A 25912-nucleotide genomic window follows, 5' to 3' on the forward strand; every position below is an offset into this window, starting at 1 on the left:
GCAGCTTCAACGTTGCGCATTCCGGCGCAGTGGTGGACGGAATGCGCAACATGGCCGTTCACAGCGTCGCTGCGCTGTTTTCCTCGGCCTCGGTGAGGTCGCTGTGGCCGAGACGTTCAAGCGCCCGGTCGATCTCTCGCAGGCCGGATGTGTCCGGGGTTTCGTTGCCCATTGGGCTCTCCGTCGCCGCCCGCTGCAAGGCGCGAGCGTCTTCCCGCATCCTGAGAAGTTCGTTGACCCGATCGTCCTTGCTGCGCGTGTCGTCCTTCAGAATGCGGGCAATGTCTTCCCTGGTCCTGTCGGTCATGTTGGGTCCTCCTGTGTGCGGCAGCCGGAATTTCCGCTTTTGGACCACCGGCTACCCGATACCGGGCAAACGTGCGAGGCGGCTGGAAGTTCCTGAGCTTCGGGGCGGCTGGCCGCCCCCCGAGGCAGGATCTGATTGGGGTTTTTGATATTTTTGCGGAACATTTCCGTCCTTCCCCCGTTTTGCCTAGTGCAACATGAAGGGAGTTCATCATGTGGAAAATCATGCTGGTTGCGGTCGCCCTGACTGGTCTGACCGCCTGCAACAACACACAAAAGGGCGCGGTGGTCGGTGGTGCCTCGGGAGCTGCCATTGGCGCTGCAACAACCGGTAAGGCGGGCGGCGCGCTTGTTGGCGGGGCCGTCGGGGCAGCCGCAGGTGCGCTGGTCGGCAGGGCAACAGAGCCGGGCAAGTGCATTTACCGCGATGCCAATGGGCGCGAATATGTAGCTGCCTGCAGCTAATCCGGCTGAATAGAGCTTCCCGGGGCTCAAACCACCGGACAAATAAACAAAAGGGACGACCTTTCGAAGGTTCGTCCCTTTTGTTTTGTACCCTGTGGGGCGTTCACCCCTTCCAGGTATGCACGATCACAGCAGAATGAAACCAACGACCGCCAGGGCAATCACTGCTCCGGTTATGCCGATAGCAAGAACGTAGCGCATCTCGTGCAGTTCGAGGCCCTGCTTTGCGTCCTTCTCCCCCAGAACGACTTCTTCGTCCTGTTCGCCGGTATGTCCGTGATAAGTCATGTCTACCTCGCTGGATTGAAGGTCTGGAGAAACGCTGGAACGTGTCTGCGCCAGCGCTCTTAAGAGCAACGTTCGAACGCCAACAGCGTTCCGAGGAACCTGTCTGATCAATAGCTGAGCAAGAAAATCAGGGCGAGCAGAGAAAAAATGATGCCGCTGAATCCGAAGCCGAGTGCCAGCTGTTTCCAGCTTGAGGCTTCCTTGTCCCTGATCCGTTCGCGCAGGATGGCAAGGTGCCGGTCTGCATCGTCGTTAAAGCCGTGATAGATCATATTCACTACCTCGCGATGTTGCCACTTGTCAGCCCGGGATACCGGCTGCTCCACTGAGCAAACGTGCAAGGTCCCGGTTCGTTCCCTGAAGGAACTTCCCGCTGCTGCAACCGTTTCCCCGAAGACGCCCGGCATCACGTCCGGCGCTGCCAAAGAGGGGACAACGACAATATGGGTTTAGACAGCCTGCCGCTGTGGGGTTTGCTCGCGCTGTTTGCCGGGGCCGGGGGTGTTATTCTGATTTGCGGCATCCGGCTAACCGGCCAGGCGGACCGCATCGCGGACCGGACCGGTCTGGGCGAGGCTCTGGTCGGCGGCGTTCTTCTGGGTGCGGCAACGTCCCTATCCGGCACGGTGGTGTCCGTCACCGCGGCCTTGGACGGTCGAGCGTCGCTGGCTTTTTCCAATGGCGTCGGCGGCATTGCCGCACAGACAGCGTTTCTGGCAATCGCGGACATCGTTTATCGGCGGGCGAACCTGGAACATGTGGCTGCCGACATTTCCAGCCTGTTTCAATGTGCACTGCTTATGCTGTTGCTGGCGATTCCTGTCGTTGCCTACACTGCACCGGAAATCACATTCCTGGGCGTTCACCCGGCCTCCTATGCCCTGGTGATTGTTTACGGCAGTGGATTGCTGGCCCAAAGGCACGTGCGTGACCAGCCCATGTGGCGGGTGGTCGATACGTCTGTGACCCACAAGGATATTCCCGACGAGGAACCGCACGAGCTGCGCGGTAATCTGGCACTTATGGCCGGGTTTTCAGGTCTCATGCTCGTCCTGGGCGCAATGGGCTGGGTCCTGGCGGAGGTGGCTGGTGAGCTGACGGACCGGTTCAATCTCAATGCGTCGCTGGTCGGGGCCCTGATGACCGCCGTGGTCACATCCCTGCCTGAACTGGTGACGACGCTGGCGGCCGTTCATCGAGGTGCTCTGCAGCTTGCGATTGGCGGCATTGTCGGCGGCAACACTTTCGACACACTGTTTCTGACCCTGTCCGATATCGCCTATCGCGAGGGCTCGCTGTATCAGGCCGTCTCCACCCAGGATTATTTCTGGCTTGCCATCGGACTGGTGATGACGGCGATCCTTCTTCTGGGACTGCTCGTGCGCCAAAAGTCCGGGCCCGGCGGAATTGGCTTTGAAAGTGTCAGTCTGATCGGGGTCTATGGCGGTGCCATCGCTCTTCAGGCTCTCGGATAGCCGGCTGGCCCTGGTGGCAGCCTCAGAGCAGGGCGATCAGCGCCCAGGCAACGGCCGCGAGGGGCAGAAGTGCTGCCAGGGCAAAAAGTCCGTCCCGGGTGAGGAGGGAGAAGGCGATCAGGCACACCGATGCGCCAAGAAGTGACGATGAAAACGGCACCAGTTCTAGAAAGGGCATCAAGACGCCGAACAGGAGACATGCGAGCGGCAACAGCACCCGAAGCGGTTGCCGGAAGAGAAACCGCGCCCTCGCGCGCGAATGATCGTCCAGCCAGCGTGCGGCGGGTCGCAGTTTGTTCAGCGCCACTCGCACCTTGTTGCCCTCAAGGCTTTGCTGGCCCAGCCAGTGGGGAAGCCAGATCCGGTCACGTTTCATCAGCCATTGCGCTGCAATCAGGAAGATGGTCAGCCCGCACAGGCTGGAGAACAGGGGGATGCCGCTCAGCGGTGTCACGGCCGCTGCAGCGGGCACGATCAGCATCGCCGCAAATCCGGTTTGCTCAAAAGCGCCGACTACGCGATCAAGCGAGACCGTGCCTTCTTTCGTGATGTTTTCGACCCGGTCGACAATATCTGTCAGGGGCCGGTCCGTTCCCGGATCAGCAGTCATGGTCTTTCCTGTTTCGGTGACCGCGGACCGAAGACGCAGACTGCGGCCACCGTTTTCATGGGGGAAATCAATCCGGTATCCTGTTCTTCAAGGATCATCGGACCAACCGGCAACTTGCCACAAGCTCTACATTCCGAAGACGAGTTTCTCGATACGGTCAACGGGGTGGTTGGTGAGGTCCTTGTCGATCTCCGCGACCACCTTGTCGCTGACCTCCTTGTGCAGGCGTTTGCGTACCTGACCCAGAACCGAGGGGGCGGCGACCAGCACGATTTCATCGAACTTGCCTTTGTGGGCGCGCTTGTAGAGCATGTCGGCAAGATCGGCGGCAAAATCGTCTTCCGCCAGCGTGTGCCAGTCGGCCTCCTCAACGGCGCTCCGGTGCCCTTGGGGGCCGTCACTCTTGCGGCCGGGGCGGTCGGACGTCTGGTCCCGGTTGGGAGGATTGTCCTGAGTTTCCTTCCGGAAGACCTTTAGGTCCGGAACGTGCTCCGTGCCATTGTTGGTGAGGAAAAGCGCCTTGGTACCGTCGGCAACGACAACCCAGCCGTCATGTTTCAGTCGGATTGAATCCTTCATGTCGCACTCCTGCAGTTTAGGGTCCGTTAGGAGTGAACGCTGCACAACTTGAAGCGTTCCTGATGATAGCTGTGACAAATTGGACAGTTTGCAAGCCTACCTGTGCGGGAATGGTATCCTGAGGCCTACCGCAACAGACCGCGACGCCCTAAGTGAAGAGGGGTCGTGCGGAACAAACAAGAATACCGTTCTTGAAAGGGAGAAGATCATGAAGAAACTTGCAATCGGGTTCGGGGCTGCCGTGCTTGCCCTCAGCGGCGCCGTTGCCCAGGCTGGTGAGACACCGGCCCCGGAAGGCGTGAAGCTCTATTTCATCAATCTGAAGGACGGCGACACCGTCAAAAGCCCGGTGACCGTCCAGTTTGGCCTTGCCGGCATGGGCGTTGCACCTGCCGGCACGGAAAAGGAAAACACCGGCCACCATCACCTGATCATCGACGAGAGCATTGAGGGTGAAGAGCTGAACGAAGCCATTCCTGCGGATGATAACCACAAGCATTTCGGCGGCGGACAGACCGAAACCACAATCGAGTTGCCTGCCGGTTCGCACACGCTGCAACTGGTCCTGGGAGACTGGTCCCATATTCCGCATAACCCGCCAGTCATGTCGGAAAAAATCACGGTGACTGTCGAGTAAGGGTTGCCAGCACCGGAAACCCTCCGGAACGAACGACTTGTTGCGGCGTTGCTCCCTTATGCAGACCGACCCGCAACAAGGAACGACCATGGCAGACCGTCTTGCCGCAGAAATGGATCTCAGCTTCGGGGCCTTGCCCATCGAAGTTCTGGTCCTTCGGATGATTGCGGCCATCGTTCTGGGTGGTGTGATCGGATTCGAACGGGAAAGGCGCGGCAAGGACGCCGGGCTCAGGACGCATATGCTGATTGCGTTTGCGTCCTGCCTGTTCCTGCTGATCAGCCAGGCGCTTGCCGAGCTTCCCTTTTCCGGGGCAAGCAATGTCAACGTGGATCCACTCCGGCTGGTTGAAGCCGTCACGGCGGGCGTGGCTTTTCTATCCGCCGGATTGATCTTTTCTCGCAACGGTTCGGTTCAGAATGTCACCACCGGCGCATCCATGTGGCTGTCGGGAGCGATCGGCACTGCCTGTGGCGTCGGGCAGATCGGGTTGGCCGGTCTGGCGACGATCATGGTGGTGATCGTCCTGGCCGTTATCGGCCGTCTGGAACGCCGGCTCGGCTCTCATGTCCGGGGCAGCACCCCGGACACGCGAGCCTGATATCATCGACAATTTCCCGGGCGCTTCCTTTGGTCCAGAAGAGCGCCTTGTTGAAAATCAGGCGTTGCCGCGGGTTTCCAGCAGGCGGCGCGCTATCACCTGAGCCTGAATTTCCGCTGCACCTTCGAAGATATTCAGAATGCGGGCGTCGCACAGGACGCGGGAAATCGCATATTCCAGTGCAAAGCCATTGCCGCCGTGGATCTGCAGCGCATTGTCCGCTGCTGCCCAGGCAACACGTGCACCAAGCAACTTCGCCATGCCGGCTTCCAGATCACAGCGCTTGCCGGAATCCTTCTGCCAGGACGAGAAGTAGGTGAGTTGGCGGGCAATCATCAGTTCGGCCGTCATCATGGCCAGCTTGTCGGCAACACGCGGGAAGTTGACCAGTTCCTTGCCGAACTGGACACGTTCTTCTGCGTATCTCAGGCCCAGATCCAGCGCGGACTGGGCTACGCCCAGAGCGCGGGCCGCGGTCTGGATGCGAGCGCCTTCGAAAGTCTGCATAAGCTGCTTGAAACCTTCACCCTCGACCTGGCCGAGCAGGTTCTCGCCCTTCACTTCAAAGCCGTCGAAAGCGATTTCGTATTCCTTCATGCCCCGGTAGCCGAGCACTTCAATCTCGCCGCCGCTCATGCCTTGCGCCGGGAACGGCTCCTCGTCGGAGCCGCGCGGCTTTTCCGCAATGAACATGGACAGGCCCTTGTAGCCCGGTTCATCCGGGTTTGTGCGGGCCAAAAGGGTCATGATATCGGCGCGGACCGGATGGGTGATCCAGGTCTTGTTGCCGGATACCTTCCAGACATCGCCGTCCTTCACGGCACGGGTCTTGAGGGACGCAAGGTCGGAGCCGGTGTTGGGTTCGGTAAAGACAGCTGTCGGCAGGATCTCGCCGGAGGCGATTTTCGGCAACCAATGCTGCTTCTGCTCTTCTGTTCCACCGCACAGGATGAGTTCCGCTGCGATTTCAGACCGGGTGCCGAGCGAACCGACGCCGATATAGGCGCGGGACAGCTCTTCGGAGACGACGCACATGGCCTCCTTGCCAAGGCCCAGGCCGCCGTATTCTTCGGGAATGGTAAGGCCGAACACGCCGAGTTCCGACATCTGTTCGATGATCTCAAGCGGGATGTATTCGTTCTTCAAGTGCCATTCGTGGGCGTTTGGCACGACGTTGTCTTCCGCAAAACGTCGCATTTCATTGCGGATCTGCTCCATGGTCTCGTCGAGGCCCGGATCGCCGAAGGTCGAATGGCCTGCCTGGTCGCGGATCAGGCGCGTGATCTCGCTGCGGATTTCCGGGCGGCTGCCGGTCTCAATCAACGACAGGATCTCGGCTGTCTGGAAGCTCTGCGCCTCTTCGAAGGAAATACCAAGATCGGACAAGCGAACGATCTCGCCCTGGTTCATCGGAATGCCGCCGAAAATCTGGGCCAGATATTCCCCAAATCCGAGCTGGACGATGTGGTCTTCAAGCGCGCCGTAGCGGCCTTCGGCACTCAGCCGTTTCGCATAGGCGTCCAGCTGACGTAGAGATTCGACATAGGTTGCGAACCAGGCCAGTCCGTGTGTTGCCCTCTGCTCTTCTTCCATCCGGCGAGAGGAGATGCGTCCGTCCTCGCTCACGAGCTCGCGCACCCGCTGCGCTGCGAGATTGAGCAGGCGGTCGAGCGTCACGATGGCGGCTTCCGTGCGCTCGGGAAGGCTGGCTGGCGTTTCTGCGGCCGAAAGGGCTGCGGTGGACATGGCGATCTCCGTTTTCATTTGTTGCGCAGCAGCGCTTCTTGTTGAAGCTATGTTGCGTTGCACACCATCATTTGTCGAGCGTGAATTTATAGACCTTTTGGCGGATGCGGTTTTCACCACCCAGGCTTGACGAATTGTGTCGGTGCGGGCCACATCTTGGGTCATGAGCGCCCGACAGACAGTTCTTGTGATTTACGCCGTGCTGAAAGACGCCATTGGTCACTTCGCCCGCGATGATGGCTTTGCAATGGCCAGTCACGTGGCCCTGTCGGGGTTGCTGGCGATCTTTCCTCTGCTGATCTTCATCGCCTCGCTGGCGGCCTTTCTCGGTATGACCGGTGCTGCCGACACAGTGTCGGAGCTGATGTTTGACGCCTGGCCGGAGAGTGTCGCGGCTCCGGTCGTGCGCGAAATCCAGAACGTCCTGACCATCCGTCGCGGTGATCTCGTGACATTCGGTGCCGTGGCTGCCCTGTGGTTTTCCTCAAATGGGGTCGAGGCCCTGCGCACTGCGCTCAATCGGGCCTACCGGCAGCACGAACACCGCTCAATCGTGCTGCTGCGTCTGCAATCGCTGGGGCTCGTGCTGCTCGGGGCGGGCATTCTTCTGGCCTACACGTTCCTTGTGGTTCTGGCACCGCTCGCCATAGAAGGGCTGAAGGTCTTTGTGCCCAAGATCGAGACATTCCTTCTGTCGATCAATGTCGCCCGCTATACGCTGGCCGGATCGCTGCTGATCATCGGCCTTTTCATCACCCACTGGCTGCTGCCGGCTGGCCACCGCACTTTTCGCGATCTGTGGCCCGGTGTGTTCGCCACATTGTTCATGTGGATCATTGCCGGCAGTGCCTTTGGTGCCTATCTCGCCAGCTTCGCCAATTACGTTTCCACATATGGCGGTCTGGCGGGGATCATGACTGCGCTGATCTTCCTTTATATCTGCGCGCTCGTGTTCATTCTGGGTGGCGAACTGAATGCCGCGATCTCCCGTCAACGGCGCTACTGGCGGCGCCGTCAGGAGCAACTTGCCCTTGCGCTCGACACGGACGTGTAAACGGACCCGTTGCGTTTGGCGCCAGGCCAATGCCGCCGGTTTTCGAACAAGTGGCTTTGGCTAACTCTTTCGGGCTCTCTTGCGGATTGTCAGAACCGCGCTGATCACCAGCACCATGCCGGCGATTTGAACCGGCGTCAGAGCTTCGCCAAACAGGAAATAGCTTTCCACCGCTGTCGCCACCGGTACCAGAAAGAACAGGCTGGCAACCTGGGAGACAGCGCCTTCGCGGATCAGCAGCATCAGCAGCAGGATTGCACCGACGGACAGGACCAGCACAAGCCAGACCATTGCAAAGATCAATTCGCCCGACCAGGTGATCTGCCAGCTTTCGGTGAGGCTCAGCGGTATGGTGATCAGGAGAGCGCCGACATATTGCCAGACGGTTGCCGCCATGAGGTCGGTCTGCTGCACGAAACGTTTCTGGTAGACGGTTCCCAGACTGATGGCCACAACGGAAAGCAGGACGACGAAAATCGTCACCATCGTGATGCCCGATCCGGCCAGGTCGAGTTTCGGGCCCAGCACGAACGCCAGGCCGATGGCGCCGATGGCCATCGCAAGCCAGTGCCTGCGGGAGATGGTTTCACCGAGCAGCGCCACCGCGATCAACGCGGTTAGCACGGGCTGCAGGCCAACGATGATCGAAGATGCGCCCGCCGGCATGCCGTGTTTGATCGCCCAGAAGACGCCAGCGAGATAAATGCCATGCACCAGCATTCCGGTAACGATGCAATGCAGGATTGCGGCAGGATCCTTCGGCCAGGATTTCGCCAGAACCATTGCCAGCAGAATCAGGACCGGCAGAACCGCAACGAAGCGGATCGTCAAAAACACCATCGGATCGATGTAGGGTGCGCCGAGTTTTGAACCGACGAAACCTGTCGACCACAGCAGAACAAAAATGGCCGGTGCCGCTCTTGCGAGGAGATTCACTTGCAGCCTCAATGACAAAGTCGAAGATGACGCAAGGTTAGAGTCGCGTCAGGTCGGCGGGGTTGCGCGCATGTTAACCGTAAATTGGCATTTCTAGTCAAATCTACGGCGCAAACATGAGTGTTCGTGCGTCCTGCCGTGAGAGAAAACAGCAGACAAGATGTCCGAACACTTTCAGATCGATCAACGCATGGATGTAGACATCGATCCCGATGACACGTCCGTTGATCCAGGGGACATACGCTGGTGGCCTTCAGATCTCAATCATCTTTTCGGATCTTCACGAATTTGTCCGTCAAAGCCAGAATTCTGGCCTTGAGCCTTTTCACCATTGTCGGACTGCTGGCGATCGGCGGCGTCTTTTTCTGGAGCCAGGGTGAACTGAACTCGGCCTTCGCGCGCATGAGCAGCAGCTCGAAGCTGGCAGCTCAGGTCAGCACCTTGTCGGAAAATGCGGCGGCGCTTCGCTCCATCGAAGAGCGCTATCACAGCAACCCATCTGTTGAGACGTACCAGAGCTTCAACGCCAAGCTTGATGAGGCGGGCATAGTTCTGGAATCAGTCGCGGCCAATCCTGCGGCGGCCGCCTATGCTTCGGAAGTCGCCGACGTCAAGGACACGCTGGAAGGCACCAGAGGTGCATTCGAAATGCTTGACGCTGCCCAGCAGAAGATCGGGTATGACGCCACCCAGGGCTATCTGGCGGGTCTCAACGATTACGCCGGGGCGTTCAAGCATCGCCTGTCGGAAGAGATGAAGTTCGGCGGCGGTCCGGATTTCGAGAAGCTGGCCCGCGCCATTCTGGCCGTACAACTGGCCGAAAGGGAGTTCACGCTCGCCAACACAGAGGCCGCGCAGGAGGCGTTTCAAAGCGAGTACACCGCCTTCGAAGAGTTCTTGCAAAAAGTGTACATCTCCAACGCCGTCAAGGCGGAGCTGGCCGAAAACATGGCCAAATACAAGACGACCTTCGACGATTACACCGTCGCCAAGGCGCAGCGGGCCGAACATTCGGAACTGCTGGAAAATCTTTTCGAACTTGTCCCGCCGCATATTGCCTCCCTCAGCAAAGCCGCCAATGCGATCCAGAGCGAAGCTGCCGGCCAGCTTGAGACAGCCCGGTCGATCGCGACCTACGCAATCGGTGGGGCAATCCTCGTCCTGCTGTTGTTGCTGCCGGCCATCGCTCTTTTGATCGGCCAGTCGGTCTCGCGTCCTCTGGCGCGCCTTCAGACGGCCATGGAAGCGCTCGCCGGTGGACAGACGGATCTCGACCTGCCGGACGATAGCGGCAACACCGAGCTGGCCTCAATGAGCCGAACGGTCCAGGTCTTCCGCGACAATGCTGTGGAGCGGGCAGAACTTGCGTCGGCCCAGGACCAGGAAAACCGCAGGCGCGAAGAACGAGTTGCCCGTCTCGATGCGCTGATCGGGCGTTTTGAAGGTACGGTGTCCGCGGCTCTCAACAGTCTGGATCGGGCTAATGACGAGCTGCGCCAGACCTCTCAGTCCATGGAGCAGTCGGCCGACGACGTTGCCAACCAGTCCGGTGAAGCGGCTGAAGCAGTGCGCACGGCGGCGGAAAATGTCACCTCCGCAGCCCATTCCGCCGAAGAACTCGCCGCGTCGATTGCCGAGATTGCCGGCCAGGCGAACAAGTCCACCGAAGTGGCTCAGCAGGCGGTGCGGAGTGCGTCGTCGACTGTTGCCACCATGCAGGAGCTTTCCAGCGCAGCCGATCGGATCGGCGAGGTCATGGGGCTGATCCGGGACATTGCCAACCAGACCAACCTGTTGGCACTGAACGCGACCATCGAGGCTGCCCGGGCGGGCGAGGCCGGCAAGGGCTTTGCGGTGGTTGCTGCCGAAGTGAAACAGCTCGCCGACCAGACATCGAAAGCCACAGAGGATATCGCCACCCAGATCGAGGCCATTCAGGGCTCTTCCGGCCAGGCGGTGCAGGCGATCGAGGACGTCAACCGGATCATCTCCGACATGGAAGGCCTCGCCTCGGCCGTTGCATCTGCCGTGCAGCAGCAGGACGAAGCCGTTCAGGCGATCTCGCACAATGTGTCCAGCGCTTCGGCCCGGTCCGAGCAAGGGGTGTCGAGCATGGAAGCGGTCGGATCGGCCGCCGAGCTTGCGCGCTCCAACAGTTCAGAAGTGGAGCAGCTTGCAGAATCGCTTGGTGAGCAGGGGACATTGATACGGCAGGAAGTTGCCGAGTTCCTGCAGGGCGTGCGCAGCGCCTGATCCCGAACTGTATCGCACCAAGCACAGAAATCGAAAAAAAACGCCGTGTCGGACCCGACGCGGCGTTTCGCCATTCTGGCGGCTTGCGTTTCTTCGTGCTAGCCATGCACACAAACATTCGGCCGGCACGCAATCCGCCGGACCGGCCAAGCGCAAAGAGGGCGAAGCGGAATGCAGGAAGACATCGTCATCATCGGAGCAGGACAAGCCGGTGCCCAGGTTGCCCAATCCCTGCGGCAGGGCGGATTTGAAGGACCGCTGCGGCTGATCGGCGACGAACCGCATCCTCCTTATCAGAGGCCGCCACTTTCCAAGAAATTTCTGGCCGGCGATATCGGTGCCGAAGGCCTGTGGTTGCGCCCGCCGGCTTTCTTCACCACCAACAACATCGATCACATTCCGAACACCAGGGTCGTTGCCATCGACCGGGGTTCCAAGCGGTTGACCCTGGCCAACGGCGATACGCTGCCCTACGGCAAGCTGGTTCTTGCAACCGGCACCAATGCCAGACAGCTGAAACTCGACGGCGCCGACAAGAAGGGCGTCGTCACTCTGCGCACGATCGCCGACGTCAACGTGATGCGGGAGATCATGCAGTCTACCGACAGGGTTGCCATTATCGGTGCCGGGTATATCGGTCTGGAGGTTGCCGCCGTCGCCAAGGGGCTGGGCAAGACGGTGACCGTTATCGAGGCGCAGGACCGCCCGATGAAGCGCGTGGTCAGCCAGACTGTTTCCGACTATTTCTCCGGCCTGCACAAGGCCCGGGGCATCGAGTTGCGTCTTAATACGGGCATCGAGGCCATCGAGGGAGGTGACAGTGTTACCGGCGTACGGTTGTCGACGGGCGAGACGGTTCCGGCGGAGCTTGTTCTGGTTGCTGTCGGCGCCGAACCCAACGATCACCTGGCCACCGAAGCGGGCCTGGAAGTCGACAACGGGATCCTGGTGGATGGGTGCGGCCAGACCAGCGACCCGGACATCTTCGCCGCGGGTGACTGCACTCGGTTCTATTCCAATCGCTACCAGCGGTCGGTGCGCATGGAAAGCGTCCAGAACGCCATCGATCAAGCCAAGGCGGTTGCCCAGGCGCTGCTGGGGCAGGAGGTCGACTACGACCCGTTGCCGTGGTTCTGGTCCGATCAGTACGACATCAAGCTTCAGATCGCGGGCCTGTCGGAAGGCTATGACGACACCAGGGTCGTCGGTTCGACCGAGAACAGCAAGTTCTATGTCGCCTACCTGCACGACGGCCGGCTTATTGCCGTCGACAGCATCAATTCGCCGCGCTCGCACATGATGGCCCGCAGGGTGATCGGCGAGACCTGGCGCGACGACCTGCTTCCGGAAGCCTGAGGCTCACGGTCTGAAACGATTGACGCAGGCGGGCATTGGATCGACGCGGTCTCAATGCCCGCTGTCAACAGGGCCGATTATTCGACCTTGCCGAATTTCTCCAGAAAGTATGCGGTCATGTCCTTGTTGCGATCGTACTGATGCACGATCGCGTAGGGCTGCTTGTCGAAGGTTTTGACAAGCCCGTCCTCAAACACCGGGGCGGTTTCCCTTGGCATGCAGAAGCCCGGCGCATCCGGGCCGACATTCGCACTGACCGCATGCAGCAACCAGGGGACCTGCCAGTTCACTTTCTCGGCCTTTTCCTTCCAGCCGCAGAAGGTCAGAAGCTGGTTGAAGGCTGCCTGGTCACCACTGCGTTTGGTCTGGTCGAAATAGTAGACCGCCAGCATGAAATCCATCATGGCCTCGTAGCGGCCTGCAAAATAACCTGCGCAGCACACGGGAACCTTGGCCACCCGGTCATAAGCGTGGCGGCCGTAGGTCTTCAGGACGTTCCTGTGGTTCCAGGGGTCTTCATGGGTGATGCTTTCCTCACCGATCAGGAGATCCTTGCCGGTGGCAAGATTGTCTTCCATCCAGGCAAATGGATCGGACTGGAAGACGACGTCCCGGGCATCCGAGAAAGCAACGAAGCGGACGGGTTCGCCAAGGGCATCCAGCCGCTGCTTCACCAGGTGGCTGGCATGGAAGAAGCGCCGGTCGTAGATCTTGTCCTTGAAGCGCAGGATGCGTTTGTTCCAGGTCCAGCGTCTGTCGGTGTAAAGTTTGCCGTCATCGGAATGGTCGGCGATCTCTTCCTGTAGCTGAGAATAGGAATAACGCTTCTTGCCAGCGTCATGATTGAAGGTGATGACGAGCGAGCCCATGTGCTTCATGTACTCCACAAGGGCTTCACTGACATCGTAAGCCACGGCAACCGTGCGGCCGCGGTATCCGGTTGCCTTGAGGGAATTGTACCAGGCTGCCATGTGTTTCGGCTCATAGCCCGAAACCGCCGTGACGATGACATCGTTGGCTGAAGACATTTCGGCTGACATGCGCACTCCGGCTCGGTTCAAACTGGCCCCGGCGACAGGCTGGCCGGGCTTCGGCCTGCTACCTAGCCCAAACCGCGCCGGGGGGCCAGATCAGGGCGAAAATTTCTGGAACCGCGGAGGACGGTTCGCCTCAGCATCCTGCGTTCTGAAGGATGAGCCGGGTGACGTCCTTCGGCAGTTCCAGATGCAACATGTGGCCGGTTCGTTCGAAGATGTGCGTGGCAACGATACCTGGCAGCTTGTGGGCCTGGCGTGTCGGCAGGACGCGGTCCTGCGTGCCCCAGAGAACCTTGATCGGCATGGGCAGGGCGGCCAGCTCGTCGCGCGGCAGGGTTTTCTGCACGCTGCCGTCGATGATCTCGTCGGCGATCGACTCCAGTGTTGCGGCCGCGCCCGGGCGGGCCCGGCTTTCGGCGGCCGTTCTGGCCAGGAATTTCGGCAGTTTGAACTCCCAGCCGAAGAACTGCTCCAGCAGGGTTTCCATGGTGTCCGCATCCGTTGCGGCCGCATAGCGGCGCAGCAGACGGTGGTTGATCTCCGGGCCGAAACCACCGGGTGCCAGCAGCGTCAGGCTGGCCACCAGATCGGGATTGCGCAGGGCAATCAGTGCGGCGACCGCGCCGCCCATGGAATGGCCGACGAGATGAACCCTGGTCAGTTCCAGTGCATCAAGAGACTGGCTGACCGCCTTTGCGGCAATGCCCGCATTGCCGATCCGCGGCCAGTCCAGTGCCTCACCGTGCCCCGGCAGATCAAACGCAATCGAGCGTTTCTTCGGGGCCAGCGCAGTCTGGATGTTGAGCCAGGTCTGCCGGTCGCCTCCGAAGCCGTGCAGCAGCACGATCGGCGCGCCGTGGTCAGGGCCGGTGGCTTGCTGGTCTCTGAAGGGCAGGTGGGAAGGGGCATCTGGACGTAGATCGGTCATGTCGGTCTTTGCTTGTCGAGAAAATGAGGAAAAATCCGCCGGACGGTCGGCCTCAGGAAAGCCGGTCCAGGGTAAACAGGGGTTGGGGGTCGGTGAAGCCGTTGAGTTCGAACGATCCGGCCGGATTGGATCTTTCGCTGGCAAAGCGGGCGATGTCTTCGGTCATAAGCACGTCGGCGCCAACGGTCTTGGTGAGGCTTTCGATGCGCGCGGCCGCGTGAACTGTCTGGCCGATCACCGAAAAGGTGAGCCGGTGCGGGACGCCGATATTGCCGAACATGACGGAGCCGACGGACAGGGCAATGCCCGCCTTCAGAACGTGCGGCAGTGCGGGGTCGGCATTGATCGCCTTCAGACGGTTCCGGCTTTCGTCCGCCGCCGAAAGCGCCAGTGCAACGGCCTTGTCCAGGCTTTGTTGTCCGATGGGAAAGACACCCAGAACGGCATCGCCGATAAAGTCGAGAACTTCACCGCCCTTGGCCAGGATCGCACCGGCTGTGGCGTCGAAATAGGTGTTCAGAAACGACAGGTAGGCATCTGGGCCGAGCAGTTCGGCAATGGCGGTCGAATTGCGCATGTCGCTGAAATAGATCACCGCGTCGACGGTCTGTCCGTCGCCGTGGCGGATCTGGCCGCTCAGTACCTTGCCGCCGGCGATCTTGCCGAGATAGGTCTCCGCGATCGTCTGGTTGATCTGCCCCTGGATGGTGGCACGGGCGGCAAGCGCAAAGCGTTTTTGAATGTAGCGGATCGCGGTGAGGGCATCGTCGGAAAAGCCGTCCGTTTCCCGCGTTGCCCAACTGATCACGATGCCGGACGTGGCGATCTGGTCCTTGATGGTCGGCAGGTCGAATTCGGTCAAGATCACGATGTAATCCGTGTAGCCGCTGTCCCTCAGGCGAGTGAGCAGTGGAAACTCCAGCGGGGCATTGGCATTCTTGAGACGCCGTCGCAGGGCGGGTTCCTTGTTGACCAGCACTGCGCGGACAGGGCTTTGCAGCCATTCGTCGGTTTCTTCCGCATTGTGGGCGATCTGTTCGCGCTGGATCTCGATGCCGTTTTCCCAGATGGCGGCTTCGGCCTCGATCAAAGGATGGAGCGTCGACCAGCCGATCATCGCGCGGTCCACCGGAACCTCGCATGCACGCAGGCGTTCGCACATCTCGCCGAACATGGACCCCAGATCGGGCGAGCCGAGAGACTGGTCGATCAACCAGTCTTCGACACCGTCAATTTCCGCCATACTGATCATGGCGCCAAGTTAGTGTTGTTTTCGTCGGGATTCCAGACGGCTTGTGGGGGTGTTCGCGATTAATTCGCAGGTTCGACAGCCACTTGGCCTGGCGGGATGATGACCCAGTTGACCGTGACATCCGGCAGGCTGCCGGATGTCTGGTACCGGAACGTCCGCGATCCTTCGCGGACAGCATCCGGATAATAGCGGCGAATTTCCGCAATTGGTGTTTCCTCGTCACCGCGCCAGACGATCATCAGACCCTTTTCCTGGATATCCTTCGGGTCGATCCAGGGACTGAGGGTCCGGTCATGCAGATAAAACATCGACGGGCGGCTGGGCGCCTGCGTGGTGACGTTGGCTGCCGACCACATGTCGCCGGCCACATAGGCGAGGTCGGTGCCCATGCGATCTTTCCAGACGGTAGCCATCTCGTCCGCGATTGCCTTGCCGGGATAGTGGATCCGGGTCTGCTTGTGTTTCCAATGGGGCTCGAGAACCGCCTGCCCGAAGATAACGCCGAGGAAAATCGCCTGGATCGCGATCGCCGCTGCAAATGCTCGGGCAGGAAAAGGCCACAGGTTCGGCAAGGCCAGAAACCGTACCGCAAGGACGCCGGACAGCACGAACATGGGTGTGCCCCACATATGCTCGAACTCGTTGCCGGTCACGGCTGAGGCCAGAAGCACGACGGCAAGCGGCAGGATGGCAAACCAGAGCAGAAAGCGGTCGGAAGGTACGGGAAGAACCTCGACCGTTTCGCGCCTGTGCTGTCGCACCTGTTTCACTCCGCGCCAGCCCAGACCGGCCAGGAAAACCACGAACAGGCCTGCATGATTGCCGATCTGCGCGGCCAGGAAGTTCAGTGGATTGAACAGGTGGTCGAAGATACCGGTTGCCGGATTGCTGCGGCTGGCGGCATAGCGCAACGTCAGGAAGTCCGTTTCCAGCAGCCATGCGGCGTGCGGCACAAGCAGGACAAGACAGACGGCTGCCGCCACCCAGGGGCCCGGACACAAAACGTGCCGCCGGGCATCGGCGAAAACCAGTGCGTAGAGACCGATTGTACCGATCAGCAGTAGCACGAAATATTTCGTGTAGAGGCCAAAGGCGGCAAGGACGCCGAGCAGCACCCAGTCGAGCAAACGGCCCTTTTCCAATGCCCGGTGAAACACCAGCATCATGCCCGCCCAGATCGGGATCTGCAGGATATTCGGATTGAATTCGGGCAATGGCAGCGTGAAGTAGAACGTCACGCTGGTCAGGACGAGCGACCAGAAGGCTTGCTGTCCGGACAGGCCAAGGCGGCGGCCAAGCTGCCAGATGAACAGATACCCAAGGGCGAGCGAACCGGCACTCAGCCAATAGCCGCCGGATAGGCCCCCTGTCAGGCGATAGGTCAGTTCCAGAAGCCAGGCCTGCATCGGTGGGTGCTTGGTGTAGCCGAGCTGAAGTTCCCGGCCCCAGGCAAATCCTTCCACGACATCCAGCGGCGGATTGGGAAAGGTCAGGGTCGGCACCAGAGCGTAGAGCAGGCACAGGACCGCAGCGTAAAGGAGGGCAGCCCGTGCTGGGGCGTTTTCGATCAGGCGCATTGCGGGTCAGGATCCGGCGGCATGGTGCGAGAAGGCCCAGAGCCGGGCACCGGCAAAGGAGAGGGCGGGCACGATCGCGATGGAAAACAGGAGGCCTATGAGATCCGGCCAGGGGGTCAGGGTCAGCCACAGGGCCAGAACGGTGGTGTTCAGCAGGAAACCGGTGACGGCAATCATCAGGAAGCGGACCATGCTTTTGAGGGCGGTTCCTTTCCGGCGAAGATGCGAAAAGCTCCAGAAGTAGTGACCGCTGAACGAAACGCAGAAGGCAACCAGGAAACCGCAGACATTGGCTGGATAGGCAGACAGCAGTTCCGATTGCAGCAGGCTGCCGGCGACCGCGGCATGGGTAAGGGTCGCCAGCACGCCGATTACGGCAAACTTGCCGGCGGCCACGGTTTCCATCTTCAGCTTGCCGTAACGGGCTTCAGGCGCCATTGGCGGCGTCGTCCGTTTGCTTGGCGGGTTGCGGAGTGCTTTCGCCCTCGATGACATCCTGAACGATAAAGACCGGCCGCTGTTTGGCTTCGTTGAAGAGCCTCGCGACATATTCCCCGATCATGCCGATGGACAGCAGTTGCACGCCTGAAAAGAACAGGATCGCGACCATAAGCGATGTATAGCCCGGGAGGTCGATGCCTTCGATAAGAACGCGCAAAGTCAGATAGAGCGCATAGGTGAATGCGCCAACCGAGATCAGCGCGCCGCCATAGAACCAGACGCGCAGCGGCAGCGTGGTGAAGCCGGTCAGGCCGTCCAGCGCAAAGTTCCAGAGTTTCCAGTAGTTGAACTTGCCTGTACCGGCGAGGCGAGGAGGACGCTCATAAGGCAGCGCCATGGCCGGAAAGCCGACCCAGGCGAAAAGCCCTTTCATGAACCGGTTGCGTTCCGGAAGGCGCAGCAGGGCGTCAATGACGCAGCGGTCGATCAGACGGAAGTCGCCGGCGTTCGCGGGCATGTCGATATTGGCCAGCCGGTTGAACAGGCGATAGAACATGCCTGCGGTGGACCGCTTCATGAGTGTGTCGGACGAACGGTCGACCCGGAGCCCATAGACAACATCGTAGCCCGCGCGCCAGCCGTCCAGCATCTGCAGAATAAGCTCCGGCGGGTCCTGCAGGTCGGCGTCGATGATGATGCCGATGTCTCCCTTTGCGGTCTCAAGGCCCGCAGAAAGGGCCGCTTCCTTGCCGAAATTTCGGGACAGGCCCACAAGCCGTCCGGGAAGACCGTTTGCGAGCTGTTCGGAAAGGATATCGGCCGTCCTGTCACGGCTGCCATCGTCGATGAAGACGTATTCGTATTGCAGGCCGCTTTGCTCAAGCACCGGGCGGGTCGCCTGAAGAAAGTGAAGAATGACCTCTTCTTCGTTGTAGACCGGGACGATGACGCTCAGCAGCGGTGCCTGCGGGCGGGCGCTTTCCCGCCGGGAGACATAAACATTGTTATCCGCATTTGTGTGCATGGACATTCGTTAGCCGGTTGAAGTCGGCGGCAACCTGCCGGAATTTCACGAAAAAGGCCAGCCCTTTGAAGAGGCTGGCCTTCGTCATGGCTATTTGAGCCGATTGTTCTCAGACAAGCACGCCGTGGCAGTGCTTGAACTTCTTGCCCGAGCCGCAGGGGCAGGCCTCGTTGCGACCGACCTTGCCCCAGCTTGAAGGATCGTTCGGGTCGCGCTGTGCCGGCGGTACCGGCAGCTGGCCATCAGCCACGGCCATTTCATCTTCCCCTGTAAGAGGGTTGATGTGATGGGCGTGCATTTCCGGCTCGGCCGGCATTTGCGGCGGCTGTTCCGTCACCAGTTCGACCCGCAGCAGCTGTGCGGTGGTCATCTGGCGCAGCTGGGTCAGCATGGATTCAAACAGCGTGAAGGCCTCGGTCTTGTATTCCTGCAACGGATCGCGCTGGGCATAGCCACGGAAACCGACGACGGACCGCAGGTGGTCGAGATTGGCCAGGTGCTCCCGCCACAGATTGTCGAGCGTCTGCAGCAGCACGGCCTTTTCGACCTGACGCATGATATCCGGGCTGTATTTGGCAACCTTCTGGGCCATGGCCGCGTCGGCGGCCTTGCGCAGACGATCCTTGACCTCTTCGTCGGCGATGCCTTCCTCGGCGGCCCAGTCCTTGATCGGCAGATCCAGGTTGAGGTACTTGCGCACCTCTTCCTGAAGACCTTCCGTATCCCACTGTTCGGGATAGGCGCGCTCGGGAATATGCGCGGAAACAAGATCGTCGATCACGTCGTGACGCATGTCGGAAACCGCGTCCTGGATCGCTTCGCTGTCCATCAGTTCGATACGCTGATCGAAGACCACCTTGCGCTGGTCGTTCATCACGTCATCGAACTTCAAAAGGTTCTTACGAATGTCGAAGTTGCGGGACTCGACCTTCTGCTGAGCCTTTTCAAGAGCCTTGTTGATCCACGGGTGGATGATGGCCTCGCCATCTTCCAGGCCGAGCTTCTGCAGCATGGAATCCATGCGCTCGGACCCGAAGATGCGCATCAGGTCGTCCTGCAGGGACAGGAAGAACTTGGAATGGCCCGGGTCGCCCTGACGGCCGGAACGGCCGCGCAACTGATTGTCGATACGGCGGCTTTCGTGGCGCTCGGTGCCGATGACGTAGAGACCGCCGGCAGCCAGTGCCTTTTCCTTCAGCTCCTCGACCTCGGTGCGGATCTGCGCTTCCTTGGCGGTGCGTTCGTCGCCTTCCGGCATGTCGCCCAGTTCCATGGCGATCTGCATGTCGGCGTTGCCGCCGAGCTGGATGTCCGTACCGCGGCCCGCCATGTTGGTGGCGATGGTCACGGCGCCCGGCAGACCGGCTTGTGCGACGATGAAGGCTTCCTGCTCGTGGTAGCGCGCGTTGAGCACCGCGAAGACCTTGGTCTTGCCGCCGTCCTGCTTCTGCGCGGCGGCGAAGGCAGCCGGATCGCTGAGATCGATCTGCTTGTAGCCGTGCTTCTTCAGCATCTCGGCGAGATACTCCGACTTCTCGATCGAGGTCGTGCCGACCAGGATCGGCTGTGCACGCTGCTTGCAGTCGTCGATCAGCTTGACGATGGCGTTGAATTTTTCCTGAACGGTCCGGTAGACCTCGTCGTCGTCGTCGATACGTTTGACGGCGACGTTGGTCGGGATCTCAACCACTTCCAGCTTGTAGATGTCGGCAAATTCGTCGGCTTCGGTCGACGCGGTACCGGTCATGCCGGCCAGCTTGCCATACATACGGAAATAGTTCTGGAACGTGATGGAAGCCAGCGTCTGGTTTTCCGGTTGGATACGCACTTTTTCACGGGCTTCCAGTGCCTGGTGCAGGCCTTCGGAAAAACGGCGGCCCGGCATCATGCGGCCGGTGAACTCGTCGATGATCACAACTTCGTCATTGCGGACGATGTAATCCTTGTCGCGCTGGAACAGCTTGTGCGCCTTCAGCGCCTGCTGCAAGTGATGCACGATGGCGACGTTTTCGACGTCGTAGAGCGAATCGCCCTTCAGAAGACCTGCTTCACCGAGCAGCTTTTCCAGTTTCTCGTTACCGGCTTCCGTGAAGGTGGTCGAACGCTGCTTCTCGTCCAGCTCGTAATCTTCGTCGGTCAGATGCGGAATGAAGGCGTCGACCGAATTGTAGAACTCCGACCGGTCTTCAAGCGGACCGGAAATGATCAGAGGCGTACGGGCCTCGTCGATCAGGATCGAATCCACTTCGTCGACGATGGCATAGGCATGTCCGCGCTGAACCATCGACTGGCGGTCATGCTTCATGTTGTCGCGGAGATAATCGAAGCCGAATTCGTTGTTGGTGCCGTAAGTGACGTCGGCGGCGTAGGCCGCCCGGCGTTCCTCATCGCTCAGGCCGTGGGTGATACAGCCGACGGTGAGGCCCAGAAACTTGTAGACCTGACCCATCCAGTCGCTGTCGCGCTGCGCCAGGTAGTCGTTGACGGTGACGACGTGAACGCCGTTTCCTGTCAAGGCGTTGAGGTAGACCGGCGCGGTGGCCACGAGCGTCTTGCCCTCACCGGTGCGCATTTCGGCGATCTGGCCGGAATTCAGCACCATGCCGCCGATAAGCTGCACATCGTAATGGCGCTGACCCAGCGCCCTGCGGGCTGCTTCGCGGACGGTGGCGAAGGCGGGAACCAGGAGATCATCGACGGTTGCGCCGTTTTTCAGCTGGTTTCGGAACTCGTCGGTCCTGGCTCTGAGAGCCTCGTCCGAAAGAGCCTGGATTTCAGGCTCAAGGGCATTGATCTGATCGACCGTTGCCCGAAATGCCTTCACTTTCCGGTCGTTTGCCGAACCGAAAATCTTACGTGCTAAAGCGCCAAGGCCAGCCATGTGGCGGTCCTTCCCTACCGGGCGGCGCCAACTGGCAAAGAGGCGCCTGCCCATGAAATCGTCTCAATTGCTGTCCACGTTGCCGCCTGGCGCAGAGCGCCGGCCGGTAACCGCGGCCGAAAAGATGCCTTCCCGGCGCTAGGCCAGGACGCCCGACAGATAAGAGGGGGCTGAATGCTTGTCAACGCCGCAGGAATGCGCAATGTAGCCACGCCCCTGCAAGACAGGGGAAAGAAAGATTACTGTTCCGATACGTAAAGGACTTCTCATGTTCCGAATTTCGATGCGCAGGCCGGCTCAGGCGCTTGCCGTTTCTCTCCTGGCGCTGTCGCTCGGATCCACCGTCCTGTCCGCCGCAGAACCGGACGATGTGGTCGCGAAAGTTGGCGACACGGAGATCACCGAAGCCGATCTCGCCTTCGCCGCACAGGACCTGGGCAAGGAATTGCAGCGGTTCCCGCCGGCGCAGTGGCGCAAGCTTCTTCTGGACGTCATGGTCGATATGGAACTGATGGCGCACGCTGCCCGTGAGGATGGCCTGGACAAGGATCCGGACTTCCAGCGCCAGCTCGATTTCCTGAAGTTGCGTGCCCTGCGCAATGCCTACCTGGCCCAGAAAATCGACGGCGCGGTCACCGATGAAGAAGTCCAGGCAGCCTATGACAAGGAATTCGCCGACTTCGAAGGTCCGGAAGAAATCAACGCCCGTCACATCCTGGTGAAGGAAAAGGCCGAAGCCGAAGCCATCATCGCGGAACTTGACGGTGGCGCGGATTTCGCTGAACTGGCCCGTGAAAAATCCACTGGCCCGTCCGGTCCGAATGGCGGCAGCCTGGGTTACTTCGTCAAGGGACAGATGGTTCCCTCGTTCGAAGCCGCGGCCTTCGCACTGGAGCCGGGCACCTACACCAAGGAGCCGGTGGAATCCAAGTTTGGCTGGCACGTGATCAAGCTTGAAGACAAGCGTCAGCAGGAAAAACCGGCGTTTGATCAGGTTGCCAATGGTCTGCGTCAGCAGCTGATGCGCGAGCGCTACGATGCCCGCATGGCCGAGCTGAAGGATCAGGTTGCCGTCGAGATCCTCGACGAAAGCCTTGCCAAGGCCGAAGGAGCAGGCGCTGCTGCTGAAGACGGTGCGGCGGCAGACGACGCGGCCAAGACCGAATAAGGCAAACCCTGCCTGTTAACGACCAGCCCGGCAGCCACGCTGCCGGGCTTTTTTGCAGGCCTTGTGCACCACGCCTGAAAGGGCTTGAAAAGGCTTGCGTTTGTCCCATGCTTACGGCAAGAGCATCCAGTGTTCTGGCGAGCGCGGACAAGGTGCTCGCACGCATTTGATTGGATCAGTTTCCGGACGGTCGAACGATCTCGATTGAGCGTCCAGTGATCCGGAACCTTTGTTTTTTCTGACCGGGACCGCTTCGATGTCGACGACCGTATCTCCCCTTGCGCCCAAGTCCTATCCCGAGATGCCGGAGATCGACGGCGTTCAGTTCGCGACCGCATCTGCGGGGATCAAGTACAAGGGGCGAACCGACGTCTTGCTGGCAACGGTTGCCGAAGGGACGGCAGTTGCCGGGGTGTTCACCCGCTCCAAATGCTCGTCCGCTCCGGTTGACTGGTGCAAGGACCGGGTCGGCGGCGGCAAGGCCCGTGCGCTGCTGGTCAATTCCGGTAACGCCAACGCTTTCACCGGCAAGAAGGGTAGAGCAGCTGTTGAAATATCTGCCGAGATCGTCTCCAAGTCGCTGGGGTGCAGCGATGGCGAGATCTTTCTGGCGTCAACCGGCGTGATCGGCGAGCCGCTGCCGGCGGACAGGTTTTCCGGCGTGATCGAAGAGCTGAAGACCAACCAGGGCAGCGCAAGCTGGCTGGATGCGGCCAAGGCCATCATGACCACCGACACCTATCCCAAGGTTTCGACGGCAAGCGTCGAACTGGATGGCGTCACCGTGACCATCAACGGCATTGCCAAGGGCGCGGGCATGATCGCGCCGGACATGGCCACCATGCTGTCCTTCATCTACACCGATGCGCCGATTGCTCCGGCCGTTCTTCAGGCGCTGCTCAGCGGCGAAGTCGGCGGCAGTTTCAATGCGGTCACCGTCGACAGCGATACCTCCACTTCCGACACGGTTCTTCTGTTTGCGACCGGCGCGGCCGCGAAAAAGGGCGTGGAGAGCGTAGTCTCGCTTGAAGATCCGCGCGTCGACGTTCTGCGGGCAGCCCTTGGCGACGTGATGCTGGATCTGGCCCATCAGATTGTCCGGGACGGCGAAGGTGCGCGCAAATTCGTGGAAGTGCGGGTGGAAGGCGCCGAAAGCGATGCGTCCGCCAAGCGGATCGCGCTGTCGATTGCCAATTCGCCGCTGGTCAAGACGGCAATTGCCGGCGAGGACGCCAACTGGGGCCGCGTCGTGATGGCTGTCGGCAAGGCCGGCGAGCCGGCCGACCGCGACAAGCTGGCCATCTGGTTCGGCGATGTGCGCGTGGCCGTGGAAGGCGAGCGGGATCCCGACTACAGCGAAGCTGCTGCCTCTGCAGTGATGGAGCAGGAAGATATCGTCATCCGGGTAGACCTCGGCCTGGGAGACGGTCAGGCGGCGGTCTGGACCTGTGATCTCACCAAGGAATATGTCGCCATCAACGGCGACTACCGGAGCTGAGGCTCCTTCGCAGTTCTGACGGTGTTGCCCGCCAACGTGCTTAACCGTGCCTTAAACCAGAGTTTCAGGATTGGACATCTGCCAATGACCGAGATCGTGCTTGTTGCCGCCTGCGCCCTTGTGGATGCGGATGGCCGCATTCTTCTGGCACAGCGGCCCGAAGGCAAATCCATGGCCGGATTGTGGGAATTCCCCGGCGGCAAGGTCGAGGAAGGCGAACGCCCCGAAGAGACGCTGATCCGTGAGCTGGACGAAGAGCTGGGCATTGAGGTTAACGAAGCGTGTCTGGCGCCTTTGACTTTTGCCAGCCATTCTTACGAAGATTTTCACCTACTTATGCCATTGTTCATTTGCCGCAGGTGGGGTGGAATTCCACAAGGCAGGGAAGACCAGGCGTTGAAATGGGTGCGCGCAGCCAGGTTGAGGGACTACCCTATGCCGGCCGCCGACGAGCCTCTGATACCGCATCTCCTGGACGCAGTTTAGGGCAGTTTTCTTGGCGCCGGAGGCCTCATGCAGTTTCGATTTCTTTCCGACGCGAACCGCATAGGGCTTGTTGCTCGCATGGCCCGAAAGCTGGCTCGCGACGAGCGCGGTGCCACCGTTATCGAATATGGTCTGATTGTCGGGCTGATCGGTGTTGTCGTTCTGGTTGCGATGACTGGAATCGGTTCAGCCATGCGCAACGATATTTTCGGTGCAATTTCGACCGCCCTTCAAGGAGCGCTCGGTTCCAGCTGATCCGGCCGTTCTGGTGCCTCTAGTCGCCGATTTTCCGTTCAGGGACGCCAAGGGCGTCGGCAAGCCGCGTCTTGGCTGATCCTGGCCGCAACGGTTTCTGCTGGCTTTCGTGCGGCGCCCAGCCCGATAGTGTTACCATCGAAAATGTCGCCCGGATCCTGCCGTCGGCATCGGCGTGGTTCTGCGCATAAAGCTCGGCTGCACGCAGCAGCACCTGGCGCGACAGAGGTATCCTGCTGCGGTCTTTCAGCACGGACGTTGCGCCCATGGCCCTGAGATCCGCCAGCAGCGCGAACATCGTGTCGTAGCGCACCGTCAGACTATCCAGATCCGTTACCGGCAACGCAAAGCCAGCCCGTTGGAGCAGGCTGCCGAGGTCGCGCGTGTCGGCAAACGGCAACACCCTTGCAGCCGCGCCGCCTTTTGCTTCCAGCTCTGCCCGCGTGAGGCTGTCGCGCAGTTCACTCAGGGTGCCGGCGCCGGGCAGGGTGGCCAGAAACAGGCCGTCCGGTTTGAGGGCGCGGCGGATCTGCACCAGAGTGCCCGGCAGATCGTTGACGAATTGCAGGTTGAGCGCGGAGACGATCAGATCCACCGTCTGGTCACCGAAGGGGATCAGGGCGTCATCAAAAACGAGGTCAGGCGCGGCCAGGCTGGGGTCGGCGGCAAACAGATCCGCCCGAAGCACAAGATCAGCCTTGCCGGACTGCCGGATCGCCTCGCTGACATGAGCGCAATGACCACCAAGATCGACGGCAACCTTGAACCGTCGGTTGACCAGCAGCAATCGGTCCTGCAGATCGTCACTGACGGCCTTCAGCAGAAAATCCGCACCCGGTTTTGCAGCTTTCAGCGCCCGCAGGCGGCAGCTGCGGAAAAAGGAGCGGTCGAAGAGATCTGGTTGTGCGGTCACGGCAAACTCGGCTGTCGTCGAACTTAACGCGGTCACATATGATATCCGTGCGCCAAGGTCAAAGGCGCAAGGGTCGCGCCCTGCGTCGTGCTTCCGGACGGCTGTCTCCAGGCACCGTCAGGCAGCTTCTTATTTGCGTTGCCTGG

Annotated in this window: 26 protein-coding genes; 11 read left to right on the forward strand and 15 right to left on the reverse strand. The window is 60.4% G+C overall.

Translation table 11 applies throughout. The annotated features are described in order from the left end of the window. Nucleotides 1–58: 58 nt before the first annotated feature. On the reverse strand, nt 59–307 hold the full coding sequence (locus tag ACYQ54_RS21275; RefSeq protein WP_460086041.1) for a hypothetical protein: 249 nt from the start codon (nt 305–307) through the stop codon (nt 59–61). Between the two features lie 212 nt (nt 308–519). Between ACYQ54_RS21275 and ACYQ54_RS21280 the strand changes: the two genes are divergently transcribed. Continuing rightward, nucleotides 520–771 carry a glycine zipper domain-containing protein gene (locus ACYQ54_RS21280; protein ID WP_460086042.1) on the forward strand — a complete coding sequence of 84 codons (252 nt, stop codon included), beginning with the start codon at nt 520–522 and terminating at the stop codon, nt 769–771. A gap of 126 nt (nt 772–897) precedes the next feature. Here ACYQ54_RS21280 and ACYQ54_RS21285 read toward each other — a convergent pair whose 3' ends face one another. Beyond that, a complete protein-coding gene (locus ACYQ54_RS21285) occupies nt 898–1059 on the reverse strand; it encodes a hypothetical protein (RefSeq protein ID WP_460086043.1) in 162 nt (53 codons plus the stop codon). Between the two features lie 107 nt (nt 1060–1166). After that, on the reverse strand, nt 1167–1331 hold the full coding sequence (locus tag ACYQ54_RS21290) for a hypothetical protein (RefSeq protein WP_460086045.1): 165 nt from the start codon (nt 1329–1331) through the stop codon (nt 1167–1169). A gap of 171 nt (nt 1332–1502) precedes the next feature. Here ACYQ54_RS21290 and ACYQ54_RS21295 point away from each other — a divergent pair, with 171 nt between their 5' ends. Continuing rightward, a complete protein-coding gene (locus ACYQ54_RS21295) occupies nt 1503–2534 on the forward strand; it encodes a sodium:calcium antiporter (RefSeq protein ID WP_460086046.1) in 1032 nt (343 codons plus the stop codon). 22 nt (nt 2535–2556) lie between these two features. Here the strand turns inward: ACYQ54_RS21295 and ACYQ54_RS21300 are convergent, their stop codons facing one another. Continuing rightward, nucleotides 2557–3144 (reverse strand): exopolysaccharide biosynthesis protein, encoded by a 588-nt coding sequence (locus ACYQ54_RS21300; protein ID WP_460086047.1) that lies wholly within the window; start codon nt 3142–3144, stop codon nt 2557–2559. A 126-nt stretch (nt 3145–3270) separates the two neighbouring features. Further along, the gene (locus ACYQ54_RS21305) at nt 3271–3723 is read right to left on the reverse strand and encodes a host attachment family protein (protein WP_460086049.1); all 453 of its coding nucleotides are present in this window, start codon (nt 3721–3723) and stop codon (nt 3271–3273) included. A 208-nt stretch (nt 3724–3931) separates the two neighbouring features. On the opposite strand from ACYQ54_RS21305, the gene ACYQ54_RS21310 reads away from it, so the two are divergent. Both ACYQ54_RS21310 and ACYQ54_RS21315 read left to right on the forward strand, forming a co-directional pair. Beyond that, on the forward strand, nt 3932–4360 hold the full coding sequence (locus ACYQ54_RS21310) for a DUF4399 domain-containing protein (protein WP_460086050.1): 429 nt from the start codon (nt 3932–3934) through the stop codon (nt 4358–4360). A gap of 88 nt (nt 4361–4448) precedes the next feature. Next, nucleotides 4449–4961: an MgtC/SapB family protein gene (locus ACYQ54_RS21315; protein ID WP_460086052.1), complete on the forward strand. Its 513-nt coding sequence runs from the start codon at nt 4449–4451 to the stop codon at nt 4959–4961. 57 nt (nt 4962–5018) lie between these two features. Here ACYQ54_RS21315 and ACYQ54_RS21320 read toward each other — a convergent pair whose 3' ends face one another. Next, nucleotides 5019–6707 (reverse strand): acyl-CoA dehydrogenase family protein, encoded by a 1689-nt coding sequence (locus ACYQ54_RS21320; RefSeq protein ID WP_460086053.1) that lies wholly within the window; start codon nt 6705–6707, stop codon nt 5019–5021. 163 nt (nt 6708–6870) lie between these two features. Here ACYQ54_RS21320 and ACYQ54_RS21325 point away from each other — a divergent pair, with 163 nt between their 5' ends. After that, entirely contained in the window at nt 6871–7761 is an 891-nt protein-coding gene (locus ACYQ54_RS21325; RefSeq protein WP_460086054.1) for a YihY/virulence factor BrkB family protein, read from the forward strand. A 60-nt stretch (nt 7762–7821) separates the two neighbouring features. Here the strand turns inward: ACYQ54_RS21325 and ACYQ54_RS21330 are convergent, their stop codons facing one another. After that, on the reverse strand, nt 7822–8697 hold the full coding sequence (locus ACYQ54_RS21330; RefSeq protein ID WP_460086056.1) for a DMT family transporter: 876 nt from the start codon (nt 8695–8697) through the stop codon (nt 7822–7824). Between the two features lie 315 nt (nt 8698–9012). Here ACYQ54_RS21330 and ACYQ54_RS21335 point away from each other — a divergent pair, with 315 nt between their 5' ends. Next, complete coding sequence (locus ACYQ54_RS21335) at nt 9013–10950, forward strand: methyl-accepting chemotaxis protein (RefSeq protein ID WP_460086057.1); 1938 nt, start codon at nt 9013–9015, stop codon at nt 10948–10950. Between the two features lie 171 nt (nt 10951–11121). Continuing rightward, nucleotides 11122–12306 carry an NAD(P)/FAD-dependent oxidoreductase gene (locus ACYQ54_RS21340; RefSeq protein ID WP_460086058.1) on the forward strand — a complete coding sequence of 395 codons (1185 nt, stop codon included), beginning with the start codon at nt 11122–11124 and terminating at the stop codon, nt 12304–12306. 77 nt (nt 12307–12383) lie between these two features. Here the strand turns inward: ACYQ54_RS21340 and ACYQ54_RS21345 are convergent, their stop codons facing one another. The 7 genes from ACYQ54_RS21345 to secA form a co-directional block, all read right to left on the reverse strand. Further along, nucleotides 12384–13346 (reverse strand): hypothetical protein, encoded by a 963-nt coding sequence (locus ACYQ54_RS21345; RefSeq protein WP_460086059.1) that lies wholly within the window; start codon nt 13344–13346, stop codon nt 12384–12386. A gap of 130 nt (nt 13347–13476) precedes the next feature. Further along, nucleotides 13477–14271: an alpha/beta fold hydrolase gene (locus tag ACYQ54_RS21350; RefSeq protein ID WP_460086060.1), complete on the reverse strand. Its 795-nt coding sequence runs from the start codon at nt 14269–14271 to the stop codon at nt 13477–13479. A gap of 52 nt (nt 14272–14323) precedes the next feature. Further along, on the reverse strand, nt 14324–15514 hold the full coding sequence (locus tag ACYQ54_RS21355) for an adenylate/guanylate cyclase domain-containing protein (RefSeq protein WP_460086062.1): 1191 nt from the start codon (nt 15512–15514) through the stop codon (nt 14324–14326). 68 nt (nt 15515–15582) lie between these two features. Next, entirely contained in the window at nt 15583–17100 is a 1518-nt protein-coding gene (locus ACYQ54_RS21360) for a glycosyltransferase family 39 protein (RefSeq protein ID WP_460086063.1), read from the reverse strand. Between the two features lie 6 nt (nt 17101–17106). Further along, entirely contained in the window at nt 17107–17538 is a 432-nt protein-coding gene (locus ACYQ54_RS21365) for a GtrA family protein (protein WP_460086064.1), read from the reverse strand. Further along, complete coding sequence (locus ACYQ54_RS21370; RefSeq protein WP_460086066.1) at nt 17528–18571, reverse strand: glycosyltransferase family 2 protein; 1044 nt, start codon at nt 18569–18571, stop codon at nt 17528–17530. Before ACYQ54_RS21370 ends, ACYQ54_RS21365 begins: the two co-directional genes overlap by 11 nt. 103 nt (nt 18572–18674) lie before the next feature. Next, a complete protein-coding gene (secA, locus tag ACYQ54_RS21375) occupies nt 18675–21446 on the reverse strand; it encodes a preprotein translocase subunit SecA (protein WP_460086067.1) in 2772 nt (923 codons plus the stop codon). A 268-nt stretch (nt 21447–21714) separates the two neighbouring features. Here secA and ACYQ54_RS21380 point away from each other — a divergent pair, with 268 nt between their 5' ends. The 4 genes from ACYQ54_RS21380 to ACYQ54_RS21395 all read left to right on the forward strand — a co-directional run bounded on the left by ACYQ54_RS21380 (nt 21715) and on the right by ACYQ54_RS21395 (nt 24853). After that, the gene (locus tag ACYQ54_RS21380; RefSeq protein WP_460086069.1) at nt 21715–22614 is read left to right on the forward strand and encodes a peptidylprolyl isomerase; all 900 of its coding nucleotides are present in this window, start codon (nt 21715–21717) and stop codon (nt 22612–22614) included. Between the two features lie 256 nt (nt 22615–22870). Next, nucleotides 22871–24112 (forward strand): bifunctional glutamate N-acetyltransferase/amino-acid acetyltransferase ArgJ, encoded by a 1242-nt coding sequence (gene argJ, locus ACYQ54_RS21385; protein WP_460086070.1) that lies wholly within the window; start codon nt 22871–22873, stop codon nt 24110–24112. A gap of 84 nt (nt 24113–24196) precedes the next feature. Next, nucleotides 24197–24598 carry a (deoxy)nucleoside triphosphate pyrophosphohydrolase gene (locus ACYQ54_RS21390; protein ID WP_460086071.1) on the forward strand — a complete coding sequence of 134 codons (402 nt, stop codon included), beginning with the start codon at nt 24197–24199 and terminating at the stop codon, nt 24596–24598. A gap of 27 nt (nt 24599–24625) precedes the next feature. Beyond that, the gene (locus ACYQ54_RS21395; RefSeq protein ID WP_460086073.1) at nt 24626–24853 is read left to right on the forward strand and encodes a Flp family type IVb pilin; all 228 of its coding nucleotides are present in this window, start codon (nt 24626–24628) and stop codon (nt 24851–24853) included. A gap of 19 nt (nt 24854–24872) precedes the next feature. Here the strand turns inward: ACYQ54_RS21395 and ACYQ54_RS21400 are convergent, their stop codons facing one another. Next, a complete protein-coding gene (locus ACYQ54_RS21400; RefSeq protein WP_460086074.1) occupies nt 24873–25802 on the reverse strand; it encodes a methyltransferase domain-containing protein in 930 nt (309 codons plus the stop codon). Nucleotides 25803–25912: the final 110 nt, after the last annotated feature.

The organism is Roseibium sp. LAB1, from assembly GCF_054658235.1.